This window comes from Agrobacterium sp. V1 (assembly GCF_030518355.1).
Lineage (GTDB): Bacteria > Pseudomonadota > Alphaproteobacteria > Rhizobiales > Rhizobiaceae > Agrobacterium > Agrobacterium cucumeris.
This window is the reverse complement of record NZ_JAULSF010000001.1, coordinates 416,190-438,926: the sequence shown is the minus strand read 5'-3', so window position 1 is coordinate 438,926 and position 22,737 is coordinate 416,190. Positions and strand designations below refer to the sequence as shown.

Here is a 22,737-nt window from a genome sequence, read left to right as displayed (position 1 = left end):
CGAAGATCCAAAAACCGCGCGAAGGTGGAGCCTCGGGACAGGCCCGAGGATGACGTTGCGAATGTTGGGCGGTCTGTAAGCAATAAAAAACCGGAGCCTGCAAAAGCAGCCTCCGGTTTTTTTCATCCAGCTCGTCAAATCACCGGCGCCTGGTCTTTGCCTTGGCGCTCTCGCCGCCGAAGCCGATATAGACGTTGACCGACTTCGGTGCGCCGCCCGGTCCATTGGGAATGGCGACGTGGTCATTGTTGAAGATGAACTGCGTGCCGGCGGCGCCTGCCGGGACATCGATGGCGAAATTGGTTGTTTCGCCGTAGATTTCGCCGTCACCGTCCTTCACCGTCACGCGGATCGGAACTGTGACGCGGCCGGGCTTGGCCAAGGGGCCGGGAACGAGACGGCCCTGGGCCAGCACGTTCACGGTCAGCGTCGTTTCGTTTGCGGTGCAGGAGCGCGTCGTATCTGACAGCGAGACCTGATAGGCAAGCTTCTGCGGATCATCCTTGGCGCCGCCGGCATAAACGCGGTGGACGGCGCTGGCGTCGAGAACCGTGACCGTCGGGCAGTTGGCCTGCACCACGGGGGCAACGGCATTGGCCTGCGCCGCCGGAGGGTTGACGGCAAGCGAGTCCGCTGGATTGGAGGAATTGCACCCTGCAACGACGGCCAGAAGCGACATCGCGGCGGACAAACGCAAGAAATTCCCTGACACTCTTCTAATTCCCTCTCCATTGTCCCGGAACCGAACCGGAGACGCTGTTTATTGACCTTTCACGCAGGTTGGCGATGGTCTATAGCAGCGACGCCGGAAAAAATCGATTGGCATGTTCGGTTTTGCTTGAATTTTCAAAAAAGCCCTTCATTACCTCGCCAATCGCCTCATTTCCGTGAGACGCTGCTGGAAAAGATGCCGAAGATCGGCGACGGACATACCGGTTAAGGACAAGGCCGGTTAAGGACAGGGGACTATCTCGTGAAATATGTATCGACCCGGGGTGCGGCCCCTTCGCTTGGTTTCTGCGACGCGCTTCTGGCGGGCCTTGGCCGTGACGGCGGGCTTTACGTGCCGCGTGAGTGGCCTTCCATGACAAAGAAGGAAATCCGCAACCTGCGCGGTAAATCCTATCAGGACGTCGCATTCGAGGTTCTCTATCGCTTCACCGGCGGCGAAATTCCGGCCGACAAGTTCAGGGCGATGATCGACGACGCCTATTCGACGTTCCGCCATCCGGCCGTCGTGCCGCTGACGCAGACCGGCCCGAACACTTTCGTGCTGGAGCTTTTCCACGGCACCACGCTCGCCTTCAAGGACGTGGCGATGCAGCTTCTCGCCCGCCTGATGGACTATACGCTGACTGAGCGCGGCGAACGCGCCACCATCGTCGGCGCAACCTCGGGCGATACCGGAGGTGCTGCTATCGACGCCTTTGCCGGGCGCGAGCGCACCGACATCTTCATCCTTTTCCCGAACGGCAAGGTGTCCCCGGTGCAGCAGCGCCAGATGACGACCTCCACCGCTTCCAACGTGCATGCGCTGGCGATCAACGGCAATTTCGACGATTGCCAGACGCTGGTCAAAGAAATGTTCAACGACGTGAAGTTCCGCGACGGCGTGAAGCTTTCCGGCGTCAACTCCATCAACTGGGCGCGCATCATGGCGCAGGTGGTCTATTATTTCACCGCGTCGCTGTCGCTCGGCGGCCCTGACCGGAAGGTGTCGTTCACCGTTCCGACCGGCAATTTCGGCGATATCTTTGCGGGTTACGTCGCCAAGAAGATGGGCCTGCCGATCGACAAGCTGGTCATCGCCACCAATGACAACGACATTCTGGCGCGCACCCTGAAGACCGGCCGTTACGAGATGCGCGGCGTCAAGCCCACCACCTCGCCTTCGATGGACATCCAGATCTCGTCCAACTTCGAACGCCTGCTGTTTGAAGCCTATGACCGCGATTCCGCGGCGGTGAAGGCATCGATGGACGGTCTGAAGCAGTCCGGCGCGTTTGAAATTCCGCCGAAGGCACTGAAATTCATCAAGAAGGACTTCCGCGCCGGCCGCGCCACCGAAAAGCAGGTGGCGGCAACCATCCGCGAGACGCTTGAGAAAACCGGATACCTGATCGACCCGCATACGGCGACCGGTGTTTTCGTGGCGGAAAAGCACGAAAAAGCAGGAAGCCCGATGGTGGTTCTGTCTACCGCCCACCCGGCTAAATTCCCGGCCGCTGTAAAATCCGCTTGCGCAATCGACCCGGCGCTTCCAGTATGGCTAGCTGACATTATGAACCGGGAGGAGCGTTTCGACATTCTGGACGCAGAGCTGAAAGCCGTGGAAACCTTCATCGGCCAACATGCACGCGCCGGCAAATAGAGACGCGGAAAGACGTTGAGTATGAGAGTTAATGTGACCCGGCTTTCGTCCGGGTTGACCGTTGTGACGGAAAGAATGCCGCATCTCGAAAGCGTTGCTCTTGGGGTGTGGATCAAATCCGGGTCCCGCAACGAGACGACTGCCGAACACGGCATCGCCCATCTACTCGAGCATATGGCGTTCAAGGGCACGGCGCGGCGCACCGCCCGGCAGATCGCCGAAGAGATCGAAAATGTCGGCGGCGAAGTCAACGCCGCGACATCGACGGAAACCACCTCCTACTACGCCCGCGTCCTCAAGGACCATGTTCCGCTCGCCGTCGATATCCTTGCCGACATCCTGACGGAATCGCTCTTCGACGAAGAGGAACTGGAGCGGGAGAAAAACGTCATCCTCCAGGAGATCGGCGCTGCGACCGATACGCCCGACGACGTGATCTTCGACAATTTCTCCGGTGTCGCCTATCGCGACCAGACGATCGGTCGGCCGATCCTCGGCACGCCGGACACCGTGCAATCCTTCACGACAGGCCAGATCAGGCATTATCTCGCCCGCAATTACACGACGGATCGCATCTTCGTCGTCGCGGCCGGTGCTGTCGATCATGAGAGCTTCGTCAAGCAGGTGGAAGAACGTTTCGCCTCACTGCCGCAGCTGCCCATTGCCACGCCGGTTATGGAAAAAGCGATCTATACCGGTGGCGAAATCCGCGAAACCCGCGACCTCATGGACGCGCAGGTACTGCTGGGCTTCGAGGGCAAGGCCTATCACGCCCGCGATTTTTATTGCTCGCAGATCCTTGCCAATATTCTCGGCGGCGGCATGTCCTCCCGCCTGTTCCAGGAAGTGCGCGAATATCGCGGCCTCTGCTATTCCGTCTATGCGTTCCATTGGGGCTTTTCCGATACTGGCATCTTCGGCGTGCATGCGGCGACAGGCGCCAACGACCTGCCGGAACTGGTGCCCGTCATACTCGATGAGCTGCGCAAATCGTCGCAGACCATCCATCAGGAAGAAATTGACCGTGCCCGGGCGCAGATCCGTGCGCAATTGCTGATGGGTCAGGAAAGCCCGGCCGCCCGTGCCGGCCAGATGGCCCGGCAGATGATGCTTTACGGCCGTCCCATTCCCAATGAGGAGATGATGGAGCGCCTCGGCGACATCACGCGTGAGCGCCTGACCGATCTTGCGGGACGGCTGTTTTTCGATACAGTTCCAACATTGTCCGCAATTGGCCCGCTTGAACATCTGCCGCCTCTTTCAGACATCACTGCCGCGCTTTCTGCGCAGCAGCCTGCAAGGATAAAGGCGAACGGCTGAGACATGGCGGTTTCTTCCGCACAGGGATGGTGAATGCTGCGTTTTCTTTCCCGACATAACGACACGCCTGAACTGCGCAGCGCCGACCATCTTCTCAGACTGCCGCGCTACAGCGATTTCAAGCAATGGCATGTGCTGCGCTCCGAAAGCCGGCAGTTTCTTCAGCCCTGGGAACCCACCTGGCGCCCTGATGAACTGACCGAAGGCTCGTTTCGGATGCGCGTGGTACGCAACGGACAGGAGTTTTCCTCCGGCACCGCCGTCTCTTTCTTGCTGTTCGAAAAAGAGACCCTGCTCGTCGGCGGCATCACCATTGGTTATATCCGCCGGGGTGCCGCGCAGAGCTGCATGATCGGCTATTGGACGGGCGAACGGCACGCGGCACGAGGCCATATGTCTGCCGCATTAAAATTGGTAATACCATACATCTTCAACGGACTTCAGTTGCACCGTATCGAGGCAGCCTGTATTCCGGAAAACTTCAAAAGCATCCGGCTTCTCGAAAATGCCGGTTTCCAGCGGGAAGGCCTCTTGCGGGAATATCTGAAAATCAATGGCCAATGGCGGGATCATATGATGTTTTCCCTTCTTGCCGACAAGCAAAGCTCCGGCGGAACGAAGTACGATACATGACCTACATTCACCATGAGCCATGCCTCACGAAACGTCTGGCGGCAATCGCGCTGGCCGTGCCGTTTTTCCTGCTGTTTCTGCTTTTCTCCTCCTATTCCTACGCCTTCGAGCCGGTGAAAATTTCCCGTGACGACACGGCGCTTGATCTGACTGCCACAACCGATATCTATGCCAATCAGGGCGAAGCCTTTCAGGTCTCGACCGCGCCCGGCCCCGACGGCATCCGCCGCCGTATCGAGGTGCGCGCCAGTTCCACCGACCACCAGGGCGACTGGGCGGTTTTCGCACTCGCCAACGTGTCAGAAGAGCAGCTGGAGCGCGTCATCGTCGCCCCGCATTTCCGCCTCGTGAATTCCAAGCTGTTCTGGCCCGATCTAGGCTCACAGCGCATCATGGCGATCACGCCGAGTGAGGGCTTTGCGCTTGACCGGCAGCCGAGTCCTGACGCCGACGTGTTCCGCATCACACTCAATCCCGGCTCCGTCATCACCTTCGTTGCCGAGCTTTCCACGCCGCAGCTGCCGCAGCTTTACCTCTGGGAACCGGAAGCCTACAAGGACACGATCAACGCCTTTACGCTCTATCGCGGCATCGTGCTTGGCATTGCTGGCCTGCTCGCCGTGCTGCTCACCATCCTGTTCGTGGTCAAGGGAACCTCCGTTCTGCCGGCCTCGGCCGCGCTCGCATGGGCGGTGCTCGCCTATATATGCGTCGATTTCGGCTTCCTCGAAAAGCTCATCACCGTCACCTCAAGCGATCAGCGAATATGGAGGGCGGGCGCGGAAGTGGCGCTCGCCTCCAGCTTCGTGGTCTTCCTCTTCACCTATCTCAATCTCAACCGATGGCATGCGCATCTGGGTTATGCGACCTTTGCCTGGGTGGTGGGTCTGGCGCTGCTGTTTGGCGTTGCCATTTACGATCCCTCGGTCGCATCAGGCATTGCCCGCGTATCTTTCGCGCTGACGGCGACCGCCGGCATCGCGCTCATCATCTATCTCGGTTTCAACAAATATGACCGGGCCATCTTGCTGGTTCCCTCCTGGGCGCTGATCCTCGTCTGGCTGTTCGGCAGCTGGCTGACGGTGACGGGACAGCTGGACAACGACATCGTGCAGCCGGCGCTCGGCGGCGGGCTGGTGCTGATCGTGCTTCTGATCGGCTTTACCGTCATCCAGCACGCCTTTGCCGGCAGCGCCTATCAACAAGGTCTGTTTTCCGATCTCGAACGGCAATCGCTGGCGCTGACGGGTAGCGGCGACACCGTGTGGGACTGGGATGTGACGCGCGACCGCATCGTCACCACGCCTGACATTTCCAACCGGTTGGGGCTGGAGCCCGGCACCATGCATGGTGCCGCGCGCAACTGGTTGCCGCGCCTGCATCCTGATGACCGCGACCGGTTCAAGGCGACGCTCGACGTGCTGCTCGACCATCGCAAGGGCCGCCTCAACCACGAATTCCGCATTCGTGCCGAAGACGGGCATTTCCACTGGCTGCAAATCCGCGCCCGCCCGGTTCTCGGCTCCAACGGCGAAATCATCCGCTGCGTCGGCACCATCACCGATATTACCGAGCAGAAAAATTCGGTCGAGCGGCTGTTGCAGGATGCGATGAACGACAATCTGACCGGGCTTCCGAACCGGCAGGTCTTCCTTGACCGCCTGCAATCGATCCTCAATCTCTCGCCCGATAGCGAGGGCGTACGCCCGACGGTGATGGCGATCGATATCGACCGTTACAAGCTGGTCAACGATACGCTGGGCATCGCCGCCGGCGACAATATTCTCATCGCGCTGACGCGGCGTCTGCGCCGGCTGCTGAAACCGCAGGATACGCTGGCGCGTCTTGGTGGTGATGAATTCGGCCTTATCCTGACCTCGGAGCGCGATCCGCAGCGTGTCGCCGATTTCGCCGATGCGGTGAACAAGGCGATCATGGTGCCGATCAATTTCGCCAACCGCGAAATCATCCTCACCGCCTCCATCGGTCTCGTCTCTTGGATCGACCAGCAGGAAAGTGCGGCCGGTCTGCTCAGCGATGCGGAGCTGGCCATGTACCGCGCCAAGCGCGCCGGCGGCAACCGCGTCGAGCCTTTCCGCCCCGCCTTCCGCACGTCAGGCACCGACCGGTTGCAGATGGAAAGCGACCTTCGCCGCGCCATCGAGCGCAAGGAGCTGTCGCTCGCCTATCAGCCGATCGTCAAGCTTGATGACGGTGAGCTGGCCGGCTTTGAAGCCCTGATGCGCTGGGAACACCCCAAGCGCGGCAATATTCCGCCAAGCGAATTCATCCCCATCGCGGAAGCCTCCGGCCTGATCGAGCCGCTCGGCATGTTTGCGCTGGAACGGGCGGCGACCGACCTGATGGACTGGCAACATGCCATCGAGAAGATGCCGATCTTCATCTCCGTCAATATTTCCAGCGCGCAATTGCTGAACAACGAATTGTATAACGACGTGCGCGGCATGCTGACCCGCACGCGCTGCAATCCGCAGCAGCTGAAGCTGGAACTGACGGAATCCGTCGTCATGGAAAACCCGGAACAGGCGCGGCTTGTGCTTTCCAAGCTGAAGGAAACTGGCCTGAGCCTCGCCATGGACGATTTCGGCACGGGTTATTCGTCACTCGCCTATCTGACCCGTTTCCCCTTCGACACGATCAAGCTCGACAAGGCGTTGGTTGCCAATACCAGCGACAAACGCAATGTGCTCCTGCGCTCCGTCATCGCCATGGCTCGGGCGCTCGACATGCAGGTGGTTGCGGAAGGCATCGAAACGCCAGAAGATGCGGCCGAGCTTTCCCGCATGAACTGCCACTTCGGCCAGAGTTTCCTGTTCGGCACCCCGGTCTCGGGCGATGCGGCGCTGAAGCTGCTGCGGGAGCGGTTCCAGCCGACGAAGCGGGCTTCGTAAGGGGCCGACCTGAGGTAATGAAGGCTGATGCCCCGCCACCTCCGTCATTCCGGCCTTGAGCCGGAATCCAGCCAGCGGGCGTCTGTCCGGCGGGAAGGACTCTTTTCAGCCCAAGGACTTGGGCTGGCTGGATACCGGCTCAAGGCCGGTATGACGGGAGAAGGAAACGATGCTTCCCCTGACCAGGACTCTCCGCCTCCAGGCATTCACTGCACTGCCGAATTCTGCCCTGCCATCGGCGCTCCATCCGCCGCCACCTTCCCATGCAGCAGGTCGTGAATGAACTCCATTTTCGCCACCACCGGCGGTGTCAGCACGAAGGGGTAGAGGTCGGCCTCCCCCATGCTGCGCTGGATGGAATTGATGGCGACACTGAGGGGGATCCATGCCTTGACCAGCTGTGCGGCGCTGCGGGCGTTGTAAGGATCAAACGTCACCTCGGCCGCCATTTCCTCATGTCCATCAGGATCGATTGCGACGCCGAAGGCGCGGGCGGTCTCGAGCGTATCGACGATATGCAGGTAATGGGCGAAACATTCGGCAAAATCTTCCCAGGGGTGGACTGAGGCGTAAGAGCTTATGAAGCTTTCCTGCCAGTCGGGACGCGGTCCCCCATCGTAATTGCGTTGCAGCGCCGCGCCATAATCCTCGCGGTCATCGCCGAACACTGCGCGGCAGGCCTCCAGCCGGTTTGCATCACGCACCAGCTTGTTCCAGATGAAATGCCCGACCTCGTGGCGGAAATGGCCAAGCAGGGTGCGATACGGCTCATTCATGTTGGCGCGCACCTGCTCGCGCGTCACATCGTCGGCTTCCGCCGCGCGGATTGCGATCAGGCCTTCATCATGCCCGGTCATCGCCGGAATAACCGAACCATCGGGCGCCACCTCATCGACCAGAAAGTCGAAGACAAGTCCGCCGGCCGGATCAACATCACGGTTGGGATGTGGCAGGCCGAGCCGCAGGATCGAATAAAACAGGTGCCGCTGCGCCTGGCTGATGCGGCGCCATTGTTCGATCCCCTGCTCCGTCGCAATGTCGGGCACCAGACGATTATGGCTGCAGGCTGGGCAGAAGGCGCTGTCGCTTTCCGCCGGTACCGACCAGTTGCAGATGTCATTCACTTCATTGGCGCAGAAACGTACCTGTTTTTGCGGCTCCGCGACGATCTGCCAGTTCGGTTCGCCGGCCGGCGCCAGCGCTTCCATGGAAAGGCGCTCCGGCACGAAGGCAAGGCGATGGCCGCAGGAAACGCAGAAACGATTGTCGAAATGGACCGGCTGGCCGCAGGATGCGCAGGAGAAAAGTCTCATTGATGAAACCCTTGCGATGGATCAGTTGAACGAAGGAAAACATACGATGTCAGCATGAACGGCGTAACAAACCCGTCGTTCCCGCGCCCCATACGACAAGAGCGCATGTGCGGTAACACATGCGCTCCAAGCGCCGCTTCGTCTGAGAGGCGGAAGATCGTCAGGCGGTATTACATCCGGTCAACTGCGCCCTTGACGGCATCCTTGGCCTTGCCGACGCTCTTCTGTACCTTGCCCTTGGTTTCCTGGGCGGCACCCTTGGCGCGCAGCTCGTTATTGCCGGTGGCTTCGCCGACGCTCTTCTTGACCTTGCCAGCAACTTCGTTTGCCGTACCGGAAATCTTGTCTGATGTGCTACCCATCTTACTGCTCCCTAGTTGAGCCGTACTGTCTGTCCGGCTTTCCGGGTGAGTAACGTGAGGGGGCAGGATTTGGTTCCCACCTATAATGATAAGTGGGCGGCAGAAAATATACGCTCGCCAAATTCCGGCGTTCCTGGTTTACGCGTGGCCGGCATCGGTGGAGAGCATGCGGGCATCAACGCCCATCAGGGCCAGCGCCCGCTCATATTTATTGTCCAGCCCGCGGTCGAAAATCAGATCTTCCGCCGCCGGGCAGTTCAGCCAGCCATTATTGGCGATCTCGTTTTCCAGCTGCCCTGGCCCCCAGCCGGCGTAACCGAGCAGCATGGTGGCCTTTTGCGGGCCGCGGCCGTTGGATATGGCACGGACGATATCCAGCGTCGCCGTCAGCGAAATATCGTCGCTGACCGGAATACTGGATTCGCTCAAATAATCATCGGAATGCAGCACGAAACCGCGGCCGGATTCGACCGGACCGCCGCACTGGATCGGAAATTCGCGGGTACGGTTGGGCAGCATGATGGCGTCGTTGCTGTCCACCAGTTTCAGATGCAGCAGAATGTCCGTAAACGTGATCTGCTGCGGCCGGTTGATGATGAAGCCCATGGCGCCGGCATCCGAATGGGCACAGATATAGATCACCGCACGGGCAAAATTACCGTCGTCCAGCCCCGGCATCGCCATGAGGAACTGACCGTCGAGAAAGCCACGTTCGCGTTTGTCCATCAGGGTTGAAAAGCTCACCGGCGCCTCCAGCAGACCGAATTCCGTGATTGAACGGAAAACGGCGTTCGCACTTCGACAAGGGACAGGATGCGGCATAGCGTGCCATCAATCAACCGAAAATGATGAACCCCACGAATTCGTAACTGGTCGGCCGGGCAATGTTGGGTTAGACGGGAAGCATGAGCGCCAGGACATTCTTCCGATTTTCACATCTTCGTTTCGCGGCCCTGTTTGCCGCTCTCCTCGGCGGCGCGCAAGCCGCCCGGGCCGAAATTACCGATTGGGCCAGGAGCGAAGGCGGCCAGATGCGCGTGGCAAGCCTTGCCATGGATGCGGACGGCGTGGTGCGAGGCGTTTTGCAGATCGAGCCGAAGGACGGCTGGATAACCTATTGGCGCGAGCCGGGCGAAGCCGGCATACCGCCGCAAATCACGCTTGATCCGGCAAGCGGTGTTACGCTCACCACCATGGCCTATCCCGTTCCCAAGCTCATCGAAAATGGCGACATTACCGATATCGGCTACGACCATGCCGTCAGCCTGCCTTTTCAGCTGAAAGCCACCGACCCGGCGGCCAGCGGAAAGATCGACCTCACCGCCTTTATCGGCGTGTGCCAGAATATCTGCATTCCCTTCGAGGCGACATTCTCGATCGACCGCGGTAATGCGGGTGACGACGACGGCGAGGAACGGCGTCTGCTGGAGGAAGCCCGCGAAACGCTGCCCGAAGCCGCCTCCGACGATTTCAAGGTCATCGATTTCCACATCACGCCCGACAAGACCATGCTCGGCGTGCAGCTGCAATTGCCGGAAAACGCGCCGAAGGAGACGGAAATCTTCATCGCCGGCCCCTCTGGCTTTGCCTATTACGAGCCGCAGAACATGGTGCGCGACAAGCGCAAGCTGTCCTTCTACATGAATATAAAGGGCCTGCCGAAAACCTATCAGGTGCCCGGCAACAGCTGGCCCATTCTGGTCAAATCCGGCGATCGGGCGATGGAGACGATGCTGAATTTTCCGAAACCCTGAGCGCTTCTTGTGTTGTCCCCGAACCGGTGGCTCAACTCTGGAATTTACCTCGAAAACCGCATGACAGATTTCATTTTCGTGCTCTGGAGCACGTCTGAACGGAGTTGTCCGGACGTGCTCTATTTCTTTGTTTTATTGCATTATCCGGACGTAAAACCGCTACGCACTTTTACTGGAAATGCTCTATAGTCGCGCCAACCGAACGACCACAGGAGCATGGACATGACCATCAAGATCGGCGAAAAACTGCCTTCCGCAACCTTCAAGGAAAAGACGGCCGACGGCCCGGTGGAAACCACGACGGACGCGCTTTTCAGCGGCAAGAAGGTCGTTCTTTTCGCCGTACCCGGCGCTTTCACCCCCACCTGCTCGCTGAACCACCTGCCGGGCTACCTCGAAAACCGCGACGCCATTCTCGCCAAGGGCGTGGATGACATTGCCGTGATCGCCGTCAATGACTGGCACGTCATGGGCGCATGGGCGCAATCCTCCGGCGGCCAGGGCAAGATCCACTTCCTCGCCGACTGGGACGCGGCCTTCACCAAGGCGCTCGGCCTCGATGCCGACCTTTCCGGCGGCGGGCTCGGCGTGCGCTCCAAGCGTTATTCGATGCTGGTTGAAGACGGCGTGGTGAAGTCGCTCAACGTGGAAGAAAATCCCGGTCAGGCGACGGTTTCCGCTGCTGCGGCGATGATCGAGCAGCTTTGACGTTAAGAAGATGGCCTCTTGGCCCAAGATAAGGCGTCATCCTCGGGCTTGACCCGAGGATCCACCAGCTCAACAGGGGGTTATGGATCCTCGGGTCAAGCCCGAGGATGACGTCGCGAGTGGAGCGACCAGACATTGAAGAGCGGCCCCGCCGCCCTCTCAAACATTCATATCAAACACCAGAAGACCGGCCAGACCGCCATCGGTGAGCGACACCAGGCGCTCGCCCACTTCCACATGCTGCGGATGGGCGAGATAGTCGTCGCGGGCCTCGGGGCTTTCCAGCGTCACGATGAAGCCGTCGACAAAACCGCCGTTCAGGCCTTCGGGCGAGACATTCTGGCCGTATTTCACATCGATGATGCCGGGTATCACGTCTTTCAGGGCAGCAATCGCCTCGAATATCGCGTGTTTTTCAGAGGATGCCGTCGCAGCCTTGAAGCGTAGAAATACACAATGCAGGATCATCCGGATTCCTCTCCTCCGCTGGACGCAATGCAGGCGCCCTTGACGACAAGATAAGTCGGGTTTCGGTTTTCACAACCCCGATAAATGCGGCCCGGGTCAAATCGCCCCTGACCCAGCCAAGCGGCAATAAAGCAGGCTTGCATTACCGGCGTTTGAAGGGCTCCATGCCCTTGCGCGCCAATTCGTCGGCGCGCTCGTTTTCGGGGTGGCCGGCATGGCCCTTCACCCAGTGCAGGGTAACCTTGTGACGCTCCTGTGCCGCCTCAAGCGCCTGCCATAGCTCGACATTCTTGACCGGCTTGTTATCGGCTGTTTTCCAGCCCTTCTTTTTCCAGCCGAAAATCCACTTGGTAATACCGTCTTTGACATAGGCGCTGTCGGTATAAAGGTCGACCTCGCAGGGGCTTTTCAGCGCGTTGAGTGCCGAAATCGCCGCCAGCAGTTCCATCCGGTTATTGGTGGTCTCGGCCTCGCCGCCGGACAGTTCCTTCTCCACCTCGCCATAACGCAGCACGGCGCCCCAGCCACCCGGACCGGGATTACCGGAGCAGGCGCCATCGGTGAAAATATCGACATGTTTCATTCGCCGGCCAGCCCATATTCGGCGACATTGGCGATCGAGCGGTGGAACCGCAGCTTGCGCAGATATTCCAGCGGGTCTTTCTTCACCACCAGCGCGCCTTCCGGCGTCGTCAGCCAGTCGTAAAGCCGTGTCAGGAAGAAGCGCAGCGCCGAACCGCGCGCCAGCAGCGGCAGCGCTTCCAGTTCCGCCTCGCTCATCGGCCGCACCGACTGGTAACCTTCCAACAGCGCCTTGCCCTTGGTGACGTTATAGGCGCCATCCTTTTCGAAGCACCAGGCATTGAGGCAGATCGACACGTCATAGGCGAGCAGGTCGTTGCAGGCGAAATAGAAGTCAATCAGGCCGGACAGTTCGTCGCCAAGGAAAAACACATTGTCCTGAAACAGATCCGCATGGATGACGCCGGCCGGCAGGTCCTTCGGCCAATGGGCGGCGAGATAATCGAGCTCAGGGCGAATCTCGTCCCTCAAACCCTTCTCCACCTCATCGGCGCGGTCTTCCGACTTGTCCCACAGCACCTTCCAGCCTTCAACGGACAGTGCGTTGGGGCGCGTGATTTCGAACCCCTCACCCGCCAGATGCATAGCCGCCAGCGCCTTTCCGACTTCGCGGCAATGTCTGGCCTCCGGCTTTCGCAGCCACATGCCCTCTAGGAAGGAAATCAGCGCCGCCGGTCGGCCCGACAATTCCCCCAGCAATTCGCCATCCCTGCGCGGCAGGGGCAAGGGGCAGGACAGGCCCTTGGCGGCCAGATGCTGCATGAGGCCGAGGAAAAACGGCAGATCGTTTTTTTCCACCCGCTTCTCATAAAGCGTCAGGATCAGCGGTTCCTTGGTGGTGTGCAGCAGGAAATTGGAGTTTTCGACGCCTTCTGCAATGCCCTTGTAAGACGTGAGGCTGCCGGTGTCGTACTGCGTGAGGAAATTCCTCAGATCATCTTCGGTGATATCAGTATAAACTGCCAATTTAAAATCTCTTGATGAAGGATGGAATGAGAATCCCGGGGTGTGGAAATAACGGATGCAAGGTGAGAAGCGCTCACCTCGCCATCACCCTGTTCTAGGCACCGGCGGCGGTCTTCGGCGGCAGCGCATTGCTGGCATTACCGTTGACGAACGCCATGTCATCCGTCGTCAGCTCGATGCTGCGCAGCTCGCGGTTGACGAGGAAATGTTCCGTTTCCTCAACCGTCACGGCAAGATCGAGCGTGGTGTCGAACCGTGCCTTGAAGGCCTCGATGATTTCATCGACGATAACTTCAGGCGCGGATGCGCCAGCCGAAAGACCAACGGTGCGGATATCGCCGATTGCATCCCAGTCGATTTCCGCCGCCCGCTGCACCAGCACGGAGTGCTTTGCCCCGGCCCGCAGCGCCACTTCCACCAGTCGCTTGGAATTGGAGGAATTGGGTGCGCCGACAACGATGAACAGGTCGCAGCCGGGTGCTGCCTGTTTCACCGCATCCTGGCGGTTGGTGGTTGCGTAACAGATGCTGTCGGCGGCAGGCGCCTGAATGGCGGGGAACCGTTCCTGCAGACGGGCAATGACGCCGGCGGTATCATCGACCGACAGCGTCGTCTGGGTGACGAAACCGAGATTTTCACGGTCCACCGGTTCATATGTGCCAGCGTCTTCCACCGTTTCGACCAGTGAGACGGTTCCTTCGGGAAGCTGGCCCATGGTGCCGATGACTTCAGGGTGACCGGCATGGCCGATCAGCACCACATGGCGGCCAAGGCGCTGATGGCGCATGGCCTGCTTGTGAACCTTGGAGACCAGCGGGCATGTGGCATCGAGATAAAACAGGTTGCGCGCCTGCGCATCCTCAGGCACGGATTTCGGCACGCCATGGGCGGAAAAAACCACCGGCTGCTCGCGATGTTCGGCAGGGATTTCATGCAGTTCCTCGACGAAAACCGCGCCCTTGGCTTCCAGCCCTTCCACCACATAGCGATTGTGCACGATTTCGTGGCGGACATAGACCGGCGCACCATAGGCCTTCAGCGCCAGCACGACGATCTGGATCGCCCTGTCCACGCCCGCGCAAAAGCCGCGCGGTCCGCACAGCCTTATCGTCAAAGGGGGTTTGGAAACGGCGATGTTCATTCGTGCTCCTTGGCCTGCTTCTTGGCGTGCTCCATGCCTTGCCCGATAGCCTGCCCCTTGCCGGGCGGGGCGCACATTATTCGTCGCGCGCCTTATGGTTCCGGAAATAGGCAAAACCAACGACGATGACAAGGGCCAGCGCCAAGCCATACCACGTTATCGCATATTGCAGGTGATTATTGGGCAAATCTATCAGCGTCACGCCGCCCTGCGGCCAGCCGCCGGGATTTTGCGCATTGTCGGCATCCACGAAGAGGTGGACCAGCCGGTTGGAGGGAATATCGACGCTCGAGGCCATCACCGCCAGATCCTTCCAGTAGAAGATATTCTTGGCGATATCGTTATTCGGCAGCAGGGAGGAGGGTTTTGCGACCAGGGGCGCGCGTGCCAGTCCTGTTATTACCACCTCGCCGGTTACCTGTCCTTCCGCCCGTTTGGCCTGTTCCTTCATCTCGAAGGGCACGAAGCCGCGATTGACGAAAAGGATGCGGCCATCGGCAAGCGTCAGCGGCGTATAGATGTAATAACCTGTCCGGCCCTGATGGGTGGCGAAGAAATGGCGCTCGCGGCCGTGATCGAACGTGCCTGAGAGCCTGACCTTGCGATATTCGATATCGCCGCCGCTTTTCGCCATTGCCTCGATATCGGCAAGCGGAACCGGGCTCGCGCTCAGCCGCTCCTCGATATCGGCCATAAGCGCTTCTTTCCAGTAAAGCCGTTTCACCTGCCACGTACCGAGCCCGAGAAGGATGGCAAGCGCCAGCAGCACCAGCGGCGCGGCGAACCAGACCCGTCTGTCCGCCGCCTTCATGTGGGAAACCTCATTCACGATCAAGCCTGCCTTCGCTTGCATTGTTGCGGTATTGCAGCGCAATCATGATGCCCTTGAGCTTGCGCAGCAGCACGAGCGAAACAATCACCGTAAACGGCAACCAGAGCATGACATGCACCCAGACGGGTGGCGCAAAACGCTGGTCGAACCACAGCGCCAGCCCGACAACCAGAAAACCGACGATCAACATGACGAAGACCGCCGGACCATCACCCGCGTCAGCGAAACCATAATCCAGCCCGCAGGCGCTGCAGGCCGGTTTCGGCGTCAGGAAACCGTCGAACAGCCGGCCGTTACCACAACGCGGGCAGCAGCCTTTCAAGCCCACCTTGATGGGATCAACAGGCGCAAAATTACCGTTTGATGGTTCAGACATGATGACCTCCCGCGAAGTTGCCTAACCCCTCGCCCGTCCGCCTCGGGCTTGACCCGAGGACCCACAATTTCAGCGGGCTATGGATCCTCGGGTCAAGCCCGAGAATGACGTCCAATCTCCTGGAAGCTTGCCTCAGAACCCGGGCACTTGTTTGTTGCGAGCCGGCGCCGCGACTTTCTTCTCCCCGCCGGGGAGAAGGTGGCCCGAAGGGTCGGATGAGGGGGCGAGCTATCGGTCTATCTTCACCCTTGCCCCCTCATCCCGTTGCCGCGGACTTCTCCCCGGCGGGGAGAAGAGATGTGCGGTACCCGCTCGATTCAGAAGCAACGTGGTAGACGATCCGACGTCGTTTAACCGTGGACCGGCGCGCCCCAGCCACCCCAGATGTAGATGGCGAAGAACAGGAACAGCCAGACGACGTCAACGAAGTGCCAGTACCAGGCAGCCGCTTCGAAGCCGAAGTGCTGCTTGGGCGTGAAACCGCCGGCAATGGCGCGGAACAGGCAGACCAGAAGGAAGATCGTGCCGACGAAGACGTGGAAACCGTGGAAACCGGTGGCCATGAAGAAGGTCGCGCCATAGATCGAATTCTTGAAATCGAACGGGGCGTGAATGTATTCGTAAACCTGCACGGTGGAGAACAACACGCCGAGCGCCACGGTGAGCGCGAGGCCGCTGATCAGGCCCTTGCGGTCATTGTGCAGCAGCGCATGGTGCGCCCAGGTGACGCAGGTGCCCGACAGAAGCAGAATGACGGTGTTGTAGAGCGGCAGGTGCCAGGGATCGATGACTTCGATGCCCTTGGGCGGCCATTGACCGCCGGTATATTCAAGACGGGACGCCTGAATGGCCTCATGCGGGAAGAGGCTGGCATCAAAATAGGCCCAGAACCACGCCACGAAGAACATCACTTCCGAAGCGATGAACATGATCATGCCGTAACGCAGATGCAGCGACACGACGCGGGTATGGCTGCCCTCATTGGCTTCCTTGATCGTATCCGCCCACCACGCATACATGGTGTAAAGCACGATGACGAGACCGATATAGAAAAGCCAGGGGTTGGCGAGTTCCGCACCGAACAGCTTGAACGAGCCGCCCGACAGGTAACGCATGTAACAGACGCCGCCGAAGGTCAGGATGAAAGCGCCGATCGAGGCCAGAAGCGGCCAGGGGCTTGGGTCTATGATGTGGTAGTCGTGGTTCTTCTGATGCGTGTCTGCCATTGCGACAATCCCCTGGTATCTCTTCCCTGATCCGGCCTCAAGAAGGCCAGATCTCCTCTCACAATTTGCTTTCGCCAGATTCAGTCTTTACCGGCAAGGACGCAACCGGTTTTTCGGTTTTGGCCGGATAAAACGTATAGGACAGCGTCAAAGTATGAATGCTCTTGGTTTCGCGCGCCGTGGCGATGTCGGGATCGACAAAGAAAACCACCGGCATTTCCAGTGTTTCGCCCGGCTGCAGCGTCGTTTCGGTAAAGCAGAAACACTCCACCTTGTTGAAATAGGCGCCCGCCTCCATCGGCGTGACGTTGAAGACCGCCGTTCCCGTGGTCGCCACGGGCGAGCGGTTGGTGGCCTTGAAGGTGACCTGCACCGTTTCGCCGATCTTCGGCTTGACCATCCTGTCGACCGGCTGGAAATCCCAGTTGAGGCCGTTCGACGTGTTGGCATCAAAGGTGACGTTGATGGTCTTGTCGAGGATGACGTCCGAATATTGCTCGACGCGCTGGGTCGTGCCGTTATAACCGGTGACGCGGCAAAACAGGGTGTAGAGCGGCACGGCAGCATAGGCCATGCCGATCATGGCGCAGAAAAATACGAGACAGAGCACCAGGATGGAGCGATTGCTCACCCGTTGCCTGCCGGTTCCCACCGTCTGCGTTTCCATATTCGCCATGTCCTCCTCCTCTCCCCTCGATCAGCCCTTAATGCGAGCCGATCTTGATGATGGTGATGATGTAGAACAGCACCACCAGACCGGCGAGCAGGACGCCGAGCGCGATGTTGCGTCCACGCCTCGACTTTTTCTGCGCCGCGCTCAGTTCCACCGTTTCCATCACAGAACTCCCGAAATCACGGCCTTCAGGGCCGGAGCGAAATGATCGGCCAGAAGGCCCGAAAAGATGGCGAAGAGGTAAAGCACCGAATAGGCGAACATCTTCTTGGCGGGCAGCATCTTCTCGTCACCCTCGGGCATGCGCCGGACATCGAGCGAACAATAAACGAAGATAGCGCTCAGCACCGCGGCGAAAATGCCGTAACCGGCGCTTGCCAGACCCGTGAAATACGGCGCGACGGCAGCGGCCGCTGTCAGCACGGCGTAAACGATCATCTGGTTCTTGGTGGAGCGCTCGCCCGCCACATTCGGCATCATCGGAATGCCGACGGAGCCGTAATCACGCATCTTGAACAGCGCCAGCGCCCAGAAATGCGCAGGCGTCCACAAAAAGATGATGAGGAACAGGATGACGCTATCAAGCGAAACGCCGCCGGTGACGCAGGCCCAGCCGAGCATGGGCGGGAAAGCGCCGGCAGCACCACCTATGACGATATTCTGCGGCGTCGAGCGCTTCAGCCACATCGTATAAACGACGGCGTAAAAGAAGATGGTGAAGGCAAGCAGGCCGGCGGAGAACCAGTTGACTGCAAGGCCGAGGATGACCACCGAAAAGGCTGACAGCGTCAGCCCGAAGGCCAGGGCCTCACGCGGCGCGATGCGGCCCGAAGGGATCGGCCGTTTTGCGGTGCGGCTCATCACGGCATCGATATCGGCATCGTACCACATGTTCAGCGCGCCGGATGCGCCGGCGCCGACGGCGATACAGAGAATGGCGATCAGCCCAAGCACCGGGTTGATTTCACCCGGCGCCAGCACGAGGCCCGCAAAGGCCGTGAAGACGACCAGCGACATGACACGCGGTTTCAGCAATTCGAAATAATCGCGCGCGCCGGCTTCCGAGAGTTCGGAGCTTTCAACACCCAGCATGTCGCGATTGTCGATAACGGTCATTTCTTGTCCTGTTTTCCTTCAGATGCCACTTGCCGCGACATCCCTTGCACCCGCCCGAAAACGAAGGTGATTTCCGGCATGCGCGATGCGTCAATTCATTGGGTCCGAACGTTTCGGCATGGGCGGCATCGGCCAAAACCGGTACCATTCGCCCGGCCTGTCGCCGCGCCCACCCCGCCATTCGTCTGCGCCTGCTCATTCATAAAGGCCAAACTTGGCATTTATCACATCCGGGCATGTATCATGTCGGACGTCAGGCTTCGCTTGGACAAAATGTCACGCGGCAGTGGACCCACCCGCCTTTGGAAACGGCACGGACGCAACCACGCCGTCCCCTTTTTCAGCAACCGGAATGCGCGAGCAGCGCCCGCGCCTTCCGGTCCGGCATTCAGCGAATGCGCGGAAGCTGTTCCCACTGGTGGTAAGGCGGCGGCGAAGACAGCTGCCATTCGAGTGTCGTTGCACCCTCACCCCATGGATTGTTGCCGGCGATCCGCTTCTTGGCGAAGGCTTCCCAGACGCCGAAGAGGAAGATGCCCACGGCAACGGCCGAGATATAGGAACCGTAAGACGACACCAGATTCCAGCCGGCATAGGCATCGGGATAATCGATGTAGCGGCGTGGCATGCCGGCGAGACCGAGGAAGTGCTGCGGGAAGAAGATCAGGTTCACGCCGACGAACATGACCCAGAAATGCAGCTTGCCGATGAACTCGCTATACATGTAGCCGGTGATCTTCGGGAACCAGTAATACCAGCCGGCGAAGATCGCGAAGACCGCGCCGAGCGACAGAACGTAGTGGAAGTGGGCCACGACGTAATAGGTGTCATGCAGCGAGCGGTCGAGACCGGCATTGGCGAGCTGCACACCGGTGACGCCACCGACCGTGAAGAGGAAGATGAAGCCGATCGCCCAGATCATCGGGGTCGAGAAGGTCAACGAACCGCCCCACATGGTCGCGATCCACGAGAAGATCTTGATACCTGTCGGCACCGCGATGACCATGGTTGCGAACACGAAATAACGCTGCGCTTCGAGCGACAGGCCGACCGTATACATATGGTGCGCCCAGACGATGAAGCCGACCGCGCCAATGGCGACCATGGCATAGGCCATGCCGAGATAACCGAAGACCGGCTTCTTGGAGAAGGTGGAAATGATGTGGCTGATGATGCCGAAACCGGGCAGGATCAGGATGTACACTTCCGGATGGCCGAAGAACCAGAACAGGTGCTGGTAGAGGATCGGATCACCGCCGCCTTCCGGCGAGAAGAATGCCGTGCCGAAGTTACGGTCGGTCAGAAGCATGGTGATGCCACCCGCCAGAACCGGCAACGACAGCAGCAGCAGGAATGCGGTGACGAGAACCGACCAGGCAAACAGCGGCATCTTGTGCAGCGTCATGCCCGGGGCGCGCATGTTGAGAATGGTGGTGATGAAGTTGATGGCGCCAAGGATCGAAGACGCGCCGGCAACGTGCAGCGAGAAGATCGCCAGATCCACCGCCGGTCCCGGCATGCCGCTGGTCGATAGCGGCGGATACATGGTCCAACCGCCGCCCACACCATAAGCACCCGCCGGGCCCTCAACGAAGAGCGACAGGAGCAGCAGGATGAAGGCCGGAACGATCAGCCAGAAGGAAATATTGTTGAGGCGCGGGAAAGCCATGTCAGGAGCGCCGATCATGATCGGGATCATCCAGTTGGCAAAACCGCCGATCATCGCCGGCATGACCATGAAGAAGATCATGATGAGCGCGTGCGCCGTGGTGAACACGTTGAACATGTGCTTGCCGCCGTCGATGGCGGCATCGCCCTCGAAGCCGTAAACCATGGACGCCAGACCGTGGAAGATCTGGATGCCAGGCTCCTGCAGCTCCATGCGCATGACAACCGAAAGGCCGCCGCCGATGATGCCCGCCATGATGGCGAAGATCAGATACAGCGTGCCAATGTCCTTGTGGTTGGTGGACAGGAACCAGCGGGCGAAAAAGCCCGGCTTATGGGAATGATCATGCGAATGATCGTCATGCGCATGCGCATCGTGTTCGGATTGACCATGCGAGTGATGATCGTCGTGTGCGGAAGGTCCAGCCATTGTCGTCACTCCAGTCGTCAGTTGGTTTCGTTGGTGGCAACGTCAACCGTGCGCGGAGCGCCGTCGACAGAGGCCATCAGCGCCCGGTTCGCGCCGTTCAGATCTGAAGCGGCGGCGGCGTGCCAGGCATTGTACTGCTGTTCGGAAACCACCCGAATGGCGATGGGCATGAAGGCGTGGTCCTTGCCGCAAAGCTCGGAACACTGACCGTAATAAAGGCCTTCCTTCTCCGGCTTGAACCATGTTTCGTTGAGACGACCCGGAACGGCATCGATCTTGACGCCGAAAGCGGGCATGGCGAAGGCGTGGATGACATCGGTCGGAGCCGCCGTCACCAGAAGGCGAACGGTCTTTCCGACCGGAACGACCATTTCATTGTCTACCGCAAGAAGACGCGGATAGCGGGCCTTGTCCTCCTTGCCCGCAGCAGCGCGATCCTGCTCTTTCAGCAGATAGCTGTCGAAGGAGAGCGGCTCTGCACCCTCAGCGGCGGCATATTCATAGCTCCACAGCCATTGCGTGGCGGTCGCCTTCAGCGTCAGATCCGGGTTTTCCGGCTGGGTCAGCTGCGCGTTCAGAAGATTGAACGAAGGGAAAGCAAGGAACAGGAGAATGAGCACCGGCGCCAGCGTCCAGACAACCTCGATCGCCGTATTATGGCTGGTCTTGGAAGCCACCGGATTTTTCGCGGCGCGGAATTTCAGGGCAACGATGATGAGCAGCACAAGAACGAAAAGCGTAACCGGAACAATGAACCAAAGCGTATATTGTTCGAACCAGCGTATTTCGTGCATGATCGGCGTGGCGGCCTCCTGCATGCCCATTTGCCAATGCACCGGCTGATCGGCGTGGGCGCCGACAGCCGTGAGCAGACAGGTCATCCCCGCCAATGCTGCGTAAATCCTATTCCTCACGGTACCCTCTCCCTCACGCGTCTGATCTAGATCAATCACAGACGCAGAATCCATGCTAATGGTACTAACTTCAAACCACAGTTTGTCCTCTGCCGCAATATGCGTCGGGACACGGATGTCAGCCAATTTTGCCATTGGTCAATTGGCGGTCGACTTTCCCGCACTCCGCACCACGATGGATAGGCCGCGACCGCTTTCAAACAGTCAGAATGCGGCACAGGCCCTTCTTTCAGAGGGTTTTGCAGCCTGCCAGCCCAGGCCGGAGGTGGGGTGGCGGGCGGAGAAATTACGCACATGAACAAAGCGGAAAGGTCCTATTTCCGCCCAACTCCGCTGGAATTGAGGTTCCAAGGCTTTTTTTTCCGGATTATGGCGTCAAAATAGCCGCACTGATTCGAATCCCAGAGGTATCCATGCGTCTTTCCCCGCTCGCGCGCACTTTTCTTGCCGCCGCCGGTCTTGCCATCATCGCCCCCGCCGCTGCGGCGCTGGCGCAACAGCAGCCGCCCGGCACGCCGAAGTCGACGCATGGCGCATGGTCTGTCATCTGCGACAAGCCGGCCGGCGCGTCGGAAGAGCAATGCGCCCTGATGCAGAACGTCATTGCCGACGACCGCCCGGAAGTGGGGCTTTCGGTGGTGGTGCTGAAGACCGCCGACCGCAAGTCGCGCATCCTGCGTATCCTCGCGCCGCTTGGCGTTCTGCTGAAGGATGGCATGGAGCTCTATATCGACAATAATAATATCGGCCGCGCCTATTTCACCCGCTGCTTCTCCGAAGGCTGCTATGTGGAAGTGGATATTGACGACGAGTTGCTGAAGGTTCTGCGCGCTGGCAAGGCCGCCGTTTTTGCGCTGCGTGAATCCGTCGATCAGGACCGTGTCGGCATTCCGATCGAGCTGACCGGCTTTGCCGAAGGCTACGACGCACTGCCGTAACGTCTCGTCGTCAACGGGCAGCCTTGCGTCTGCC

Annotated in this window: 23 protein-coding genes; 7 read left to right on the top strand and 16 right to left on the bottom strand. The window is 59.6% G+C overall.

Features of this window, described 5'->3' with window-relative positions:
- Positions 1-139: 139 nt before the first annotated feature.
- The gene (locus QSV77_RS02095) at positions 140-679 is read right to left on the bottom strand and encodes a PilZ domain-containing protein (RefSeq protein ID WP_269698851.1); all 540 of its coding nucleotides are present in this window, start codon (positions 677-679) and stop codon (positions 140-142) included.
- Positions 680-973: 294 nt separating this feature from the next.
- Here QSV77_RS02095 and thrC point away from each other — a divergent pair, with 294 nt between their 5' ends.
- Genes thrC through QSV77_RS02075 form a run of 4 tightly spaced genes read left to right on the top strand, consistent with a single transcriptional unit; the run spans position 974 to position 7,236 of the window.
- Entirely contained in the window at positions 974-2,371 is a 1,398-nt protein-coding gene (thrC, locus tag QSV77_RS02090) for a threonine synthase (RefSeq protein WP_142839240.1), read from the top strand.
- Positions 2,372-2,392: 21 nt separating this feature from the next.
- Positions 2,393-3,691: a pitrilysin family protein gene (locus QSV77_RS02085; RefSeq protein WP_269698853.1), complete on the top strand. Its 1,299-nt coding sequence runs from the start codon at positions 2,393-2,395 to the stop codon at positions 3,689-3,691.
- A gap of 33 nt (positions 3,692-3,724) precedes the next feature.
- Positions 3,725-4,324, top strand: coding sequence for a GNAT family N-acetyltransferase (locus tag QSV77_RS02080; RefSeq protein WP_142839239.1), 600 nt, complete (start codon positions 3,725-3,727; stop codon positions 4,322-4,324).
- Complete coding sequence (locus QSV77_RS02075; RefSeq protein WP_142839238.1) at positions 4,321-7,236, top strand: sensor domain-containing phosphodiesterase; 2,916 nt, start codon at positions 4,321-4,323, stop codon at positions 7,234-7,236. The genes QSV77_RS02080 and QSV77_RS02075 overlap by 4 nt, the downstream gene beginning before the upstream one ends.
- A 206-nt stretch (positions 7,237-7,442) precedes the next feature.
- Here the strand turns inward: QSV77_RS02075 and QSV77_RS02070 are convergent, their stop codons facing one another.
- The 3 genes from QSV77_RS02070 to QSV77_RS02060 all read right to left on the bottom strand — a co-directional run bounded on the left by QSV77_RS02070 (position 7,443) and on the right by QSV77_RS02060 (position 9,655).
- On the bottom strand, positions 7,443-8,549 hold the full coding sequence (locus QSV77_RS02070) for a putative zinc-binding metallopeptidase (RefSeq protein WP_302732371.1): 1,107 nt from the start codon (positions 8,547-8,549) through the stop codon (positions 7,443-7,445).
- Between the two features lie 170 nt (positions 8,550-8,719).
- Positions 8,720-8,911 carry a CsbD family protein gene (locus QSV77_RS02065; protein WP_046798516.1) on the bottom strand — a complete coding sequence of 64 codons (192 nt, stop codon included), beginning with the start codon at positions 8,909-8,911 and terminating at the stop codon, positions 8,720-8,722.
- A 138-nt stretch (positions 8,912-9,049) separates the two neighbouring features.
- A complete protein-coding gene (locus QSV77_RS02060) occupies positions 9,050-9,655 on the bottom strand; it encodes a YqgE/AlgH family protein (protein WP_269698549.1) in 606 nt (201 codons plus the stop codon).
- A 161-nt stretch (positions 9,656-9,816) separates the two neighbouring features.
- On the opposite strand from QSV77_RS02060, the gene QSV77_RS02055 reads away from it, so the two are divergent.
- Positions 9,817-10,665, top strand: a complete 849-nt coding sequence (locus tag QSV77_RS02055) for a protein-disulfide reductase DsbD domain-containing protein (protein ID WP_142839234.1) — start codon at positions 9,817-9,819, stop codon at positions 10,663-10,665.
- Between the two features lie 222 nt (positions 10,666-10,887).
- A complete protein-coding gene (locus tag QSV77_RS02050; protein WP_142839233.1) occupies positions 10,888-11,373 on the top strand; it encodes a peroxiredoxin in 486 nt (161 codons plus the stop codon).
- Between the two features lie 159 nt (positions 11,374-11,532).
- On the opposite strand, the gene QSV77_RS02045 is transcribed toward QSV77_RS02050, so the two are convergent.
- The 12 genes from QSV77_RS02045 to coxB all read right to left on the bottom strand — a co-directional run bounded on the left by QSV77_RS02045 (position 11,533) and on the right by coxB (position 21,765).
- Entirely contained in the window at positions 11,533-11,841 is a 309-nt protein-coding gene (locus QSV77_RS02045) for a Dabb family protein (protein ID WP_142839232.1), read from the bottom strand.
- A 142-nt stretch (positions 11,842-11,983) separates the two neighbouring features.
- Positions 11,984-12,424: a ribonuclease HI gene (rnhA, locus tag QSV77_RS02040; protein ID WP_003494262.1), complete on the bottom strand. Its 441-nt coding sequence runs from the start codon at positions 12,422-12,424 to the stop codon at positions 11,984-11,986.
- Positions 12,421-13,389 carry a homoserine kinase gene (locus tag QSV77_RS02035; protein ID WP_302732370.1) on the bottom strand — a complete coding sequence of 323 codons (969 nt, stop codon included), beginning with the start codon at positions 13,387-13,389 and terminating at the stop codon, positions 12,421-12,423. Before QSV77_RS02035 ends, rnhA begins: the two co-directional genes overlap by 4 nt.
- A 94-nt stretch (positions 13,390-13,483) precedes the next feature.
- A complete protein-coding gene (ispH, locus tag QSV77_RS02030) occupies positions 13,484-14,530 on the bottom strand; it encodes a 4-hydroxy-3-methylbut-2-enyl diphosphate reductase (RefSeq protein WP_137037217.1) in 1,047 nt (348 codons plus the stop codon).
- 76 nt (positions 14,531-14,606) lie between these two features.
- Positions 14,607-15,341, bottom strand: a complete 735-nt coding sequence (locus tag QSV77_RS02025) for an SURF1 family protein (RefSeq protein ID WP_302733869.1) — start codon at positions 15,339-15,341, stop codon at positions 14,607-14,609.
- 10 nt (positions 15,342-15,351) lie between these two features.
- Entirely contained in the window at positions 15,352-15,738 is a 387-nt protein-coding gene (locus QSV77_RS02020) for a DUF983 domain-containing protein (protein ID WP_052817424.1), read from the bottom strand.
- Positions 15,739-16,088: 350 nt separating this feature from the next.
- Complete coding sequence (locus QSV77_RS02015) at positions 16,089-16,964, bottom strand: cytochrome c oxidase subunit 3 (RefSeq protein ID WP_142839229.1); 876 nt, start codon at positions 16,962-16,964, stop codon at positions 16,089-16,091.
- 58 nt (positions 16,965-17,022) lie between these two features.
- On the bottom strand, positions 17,023-17,640 hold the full coding sequence (locus tag QSV77_RS02010; protein WP_142839228.1) for a cytochrome c oxidase assembly protein: 618 nt from the start codon (positions 17,638-17,640) through the stop codon (positions 17,023-17,025).
- Between the two features lie 28 nt (positions 17,641-17,668).
- Positions 17,669-17,800 carry a hypothetical protein gene (locus QSV77_RS02005; RefSeq protein WP_003521105.1) on the bottom strand — a complete coding sequence of 44 codons (132 nt, stop codon included), beginning with the start codon at positions 17,798-17,800 and terminating at the stop codon, positions 17,669-17,671.
- Positions 17,800-18,753: a heme o synthase gene (locus QSV77_RS02000; protein ID WP_142839227.1), complete on the bottom strand. Its 954-nt coding sequence runs from the start codon at positions 18,751-18,753 to the stop codon at positions 17,800-17,802. The genes QSV77_RS02005 and QSV77_RS02000 overlap by 1 nt, the downstream gene beginning before the upstream one ends.
- Positions 18,754-19,141: 388 nt before the next feature.
- Entirely contained in the window at positions 19,142-20,851 is a 1,710-nt protein-coding gene (ctaD, locus tag QSV77_RS01995; protein ID WP_142839226.1) for a cytochrome c oxidase subunit I, read from the bottom strand.
- 17 nt (positions 20,852-20,868) lie between these two features.
- The gene (gene coxB, locus QSV77_RS01990; RefSeq protein WP_302732369.1) at positions 20,869-21,765 is read right to left on the bottom strand and encodes a cytochrome c oxidase subunit II; all 897 of its coding nucleotides are present in this window, start codon (positions 21,763-21,765) and stop codon (positions 20,869-20,871) included.
- Positions 21,766-22,178: 413 nt separating this feature from the next.
- Here coxB and QSV77_RS01985 point away from each other — a divergent pair, with 413 nt between their 5' ends.
- Complete coding sequence (locus QSV77_RS01985; RefSeq protein ID WP_003494243.1) at positions 22,179-22,703, top strand: invasion associated locus B family protein; 525 nt, start codon at positions 22,179-22,181, stop codon at positions 22,701-22,703.
- The last annotated feature ends 34 nt before the right edge of the window (positions 22,704-22,737 follow it).

Bases quoted from the DNA above. Each gene is read 5' to 3' on its own strand.
- QSV77_RS02095 (WP_269698851.1), bottom strand. From the start codon at position 679: ATGTCGCTTCTGGCCGTCGTTGCAGGGTGCAATTCCTCCAATCCAGCG.
- QSV77_RS02085 (WP_269698853.1), top strand. From the start codon at position 2,393: ATGAGAGTTAATGTGACCCGGCTTTCGTCCGGGTTGACCGTTGTGACG.
- QSV77_RS02080 (WP_142839239.1), top strand. From the start codon at position 3,725: ATGCTGCGTTTTCTTTCCCGACATAACGACACGCCTGAACTGCGCAGC.
- QSV77_RS02075 (WP_142839238.1), top strand. From the start codon at position 4,321: ATGACCTACATTCACCATGAGCCATGCCTCACGAAACGTCTGGCGGCA.
- QSV77_RS02070 (WP_302732371.1), bottom strand. From the start codon at position 8,549: ATGAGACTTTTCTCCTGCGCATCCTGCGGCCAGCCGGTCCATTTCGAC.
- QSV77_RS02065 (WP_046798516.1), bottom strand. From the start codon at position 8,911: ATGGGTAGCACATCAGACAAGATTTCCGGTACGGCAAACGAAGTTGCT.
- QSV77_RS02055 (WP_142839234.1), top strand. From the start codon at position 9,817: ATGAGCGCCAGGACATTCTTCCGATTTTCACATCTTCGTTTCGCGGCC.
- QSV77_RS02050 (WP_142839233.1), top strand. From the start codon at position 10,888: ATGACCATCAAGATCGGCGAAAAACTGCCTTCCGCAACCTTCAAGGAA.
- QSV77_RS02045 (WP_142839232.1), bottom strand. From the start codon at position 11,841: ATGATCCTGCATTGTGTATTTCTACGCTTCAAGGCTGCGACGGCATCC.
- rnhA (WP_003494262.1), bottom strand. From the start codon at position 12,424: ATGAAACATGTCGATATTTTCACCGATGGCGCCTGCTCCGGTAATCCC.
- ispH (WP_137037217.1), bottom strand. From the start codon at position 14,530: ATGAACATCGCCGTTTCCAAACCCCCTTTGACGATAAGGCTGTGCGGA.
- QSV77_RS02025 (WP_302733869.1), bottom strand. From the start codon at position 15,341: ATGAAGGCGGCGGACAGACGGGTCTGGTTCGCCGCGCCGCTGGTGCTG.
- QSV77_RS02020 (WP_052817424.1), bottom strand. From the start codon at position 15,738: ATGTCTGAACCATCAAACGGTAATTTTGCGCCTGTTGATCCCATCAAG.
- QSV77_RS02015 (WP_142839229.1), bottom strand. From the start codon at position 16,964: ATGGCAGACACGCATCAGAAGAACCACGACTACCACATCATAGACCCA.
- QSV77_RS02010 (WP_142839228.1), bottom strand. From the start codon at position 17,640: ATGGCGAATATGGAAACGCAGACGGTGGGAACCGGCAGGCAACGGGTG.
- QSV77_RS02005 (WP_003521105.1), bottom strand. From the start codon at position 17,800: ATGGAAACGGTGGAACTGAGCGCGGCGCAGAAAAAGTCGAGGCGTGGA.
- QSV77_RS02000 (WP_142839227.1), bottom strand. From the start codon at position 18,753: ATGACCGTTATCGACAATCGCGACATGCTGGGTGTTGAAAGCTCCGAA.
- ctaD (WP_142839226.1), bottom strand. From the start codon at position 20,851: ATGGCTGGACCTTCCGCACACGACGATCATCACTCGCATGGTCAATCC.
- QSV77_RS01985 (WP_003494243.1), top strand. From the start codon at position 22,179: ATGCGTCTTTCCCCGCTCGCGCGCACTTTTCTTGCCGCCGCCGGTCTT.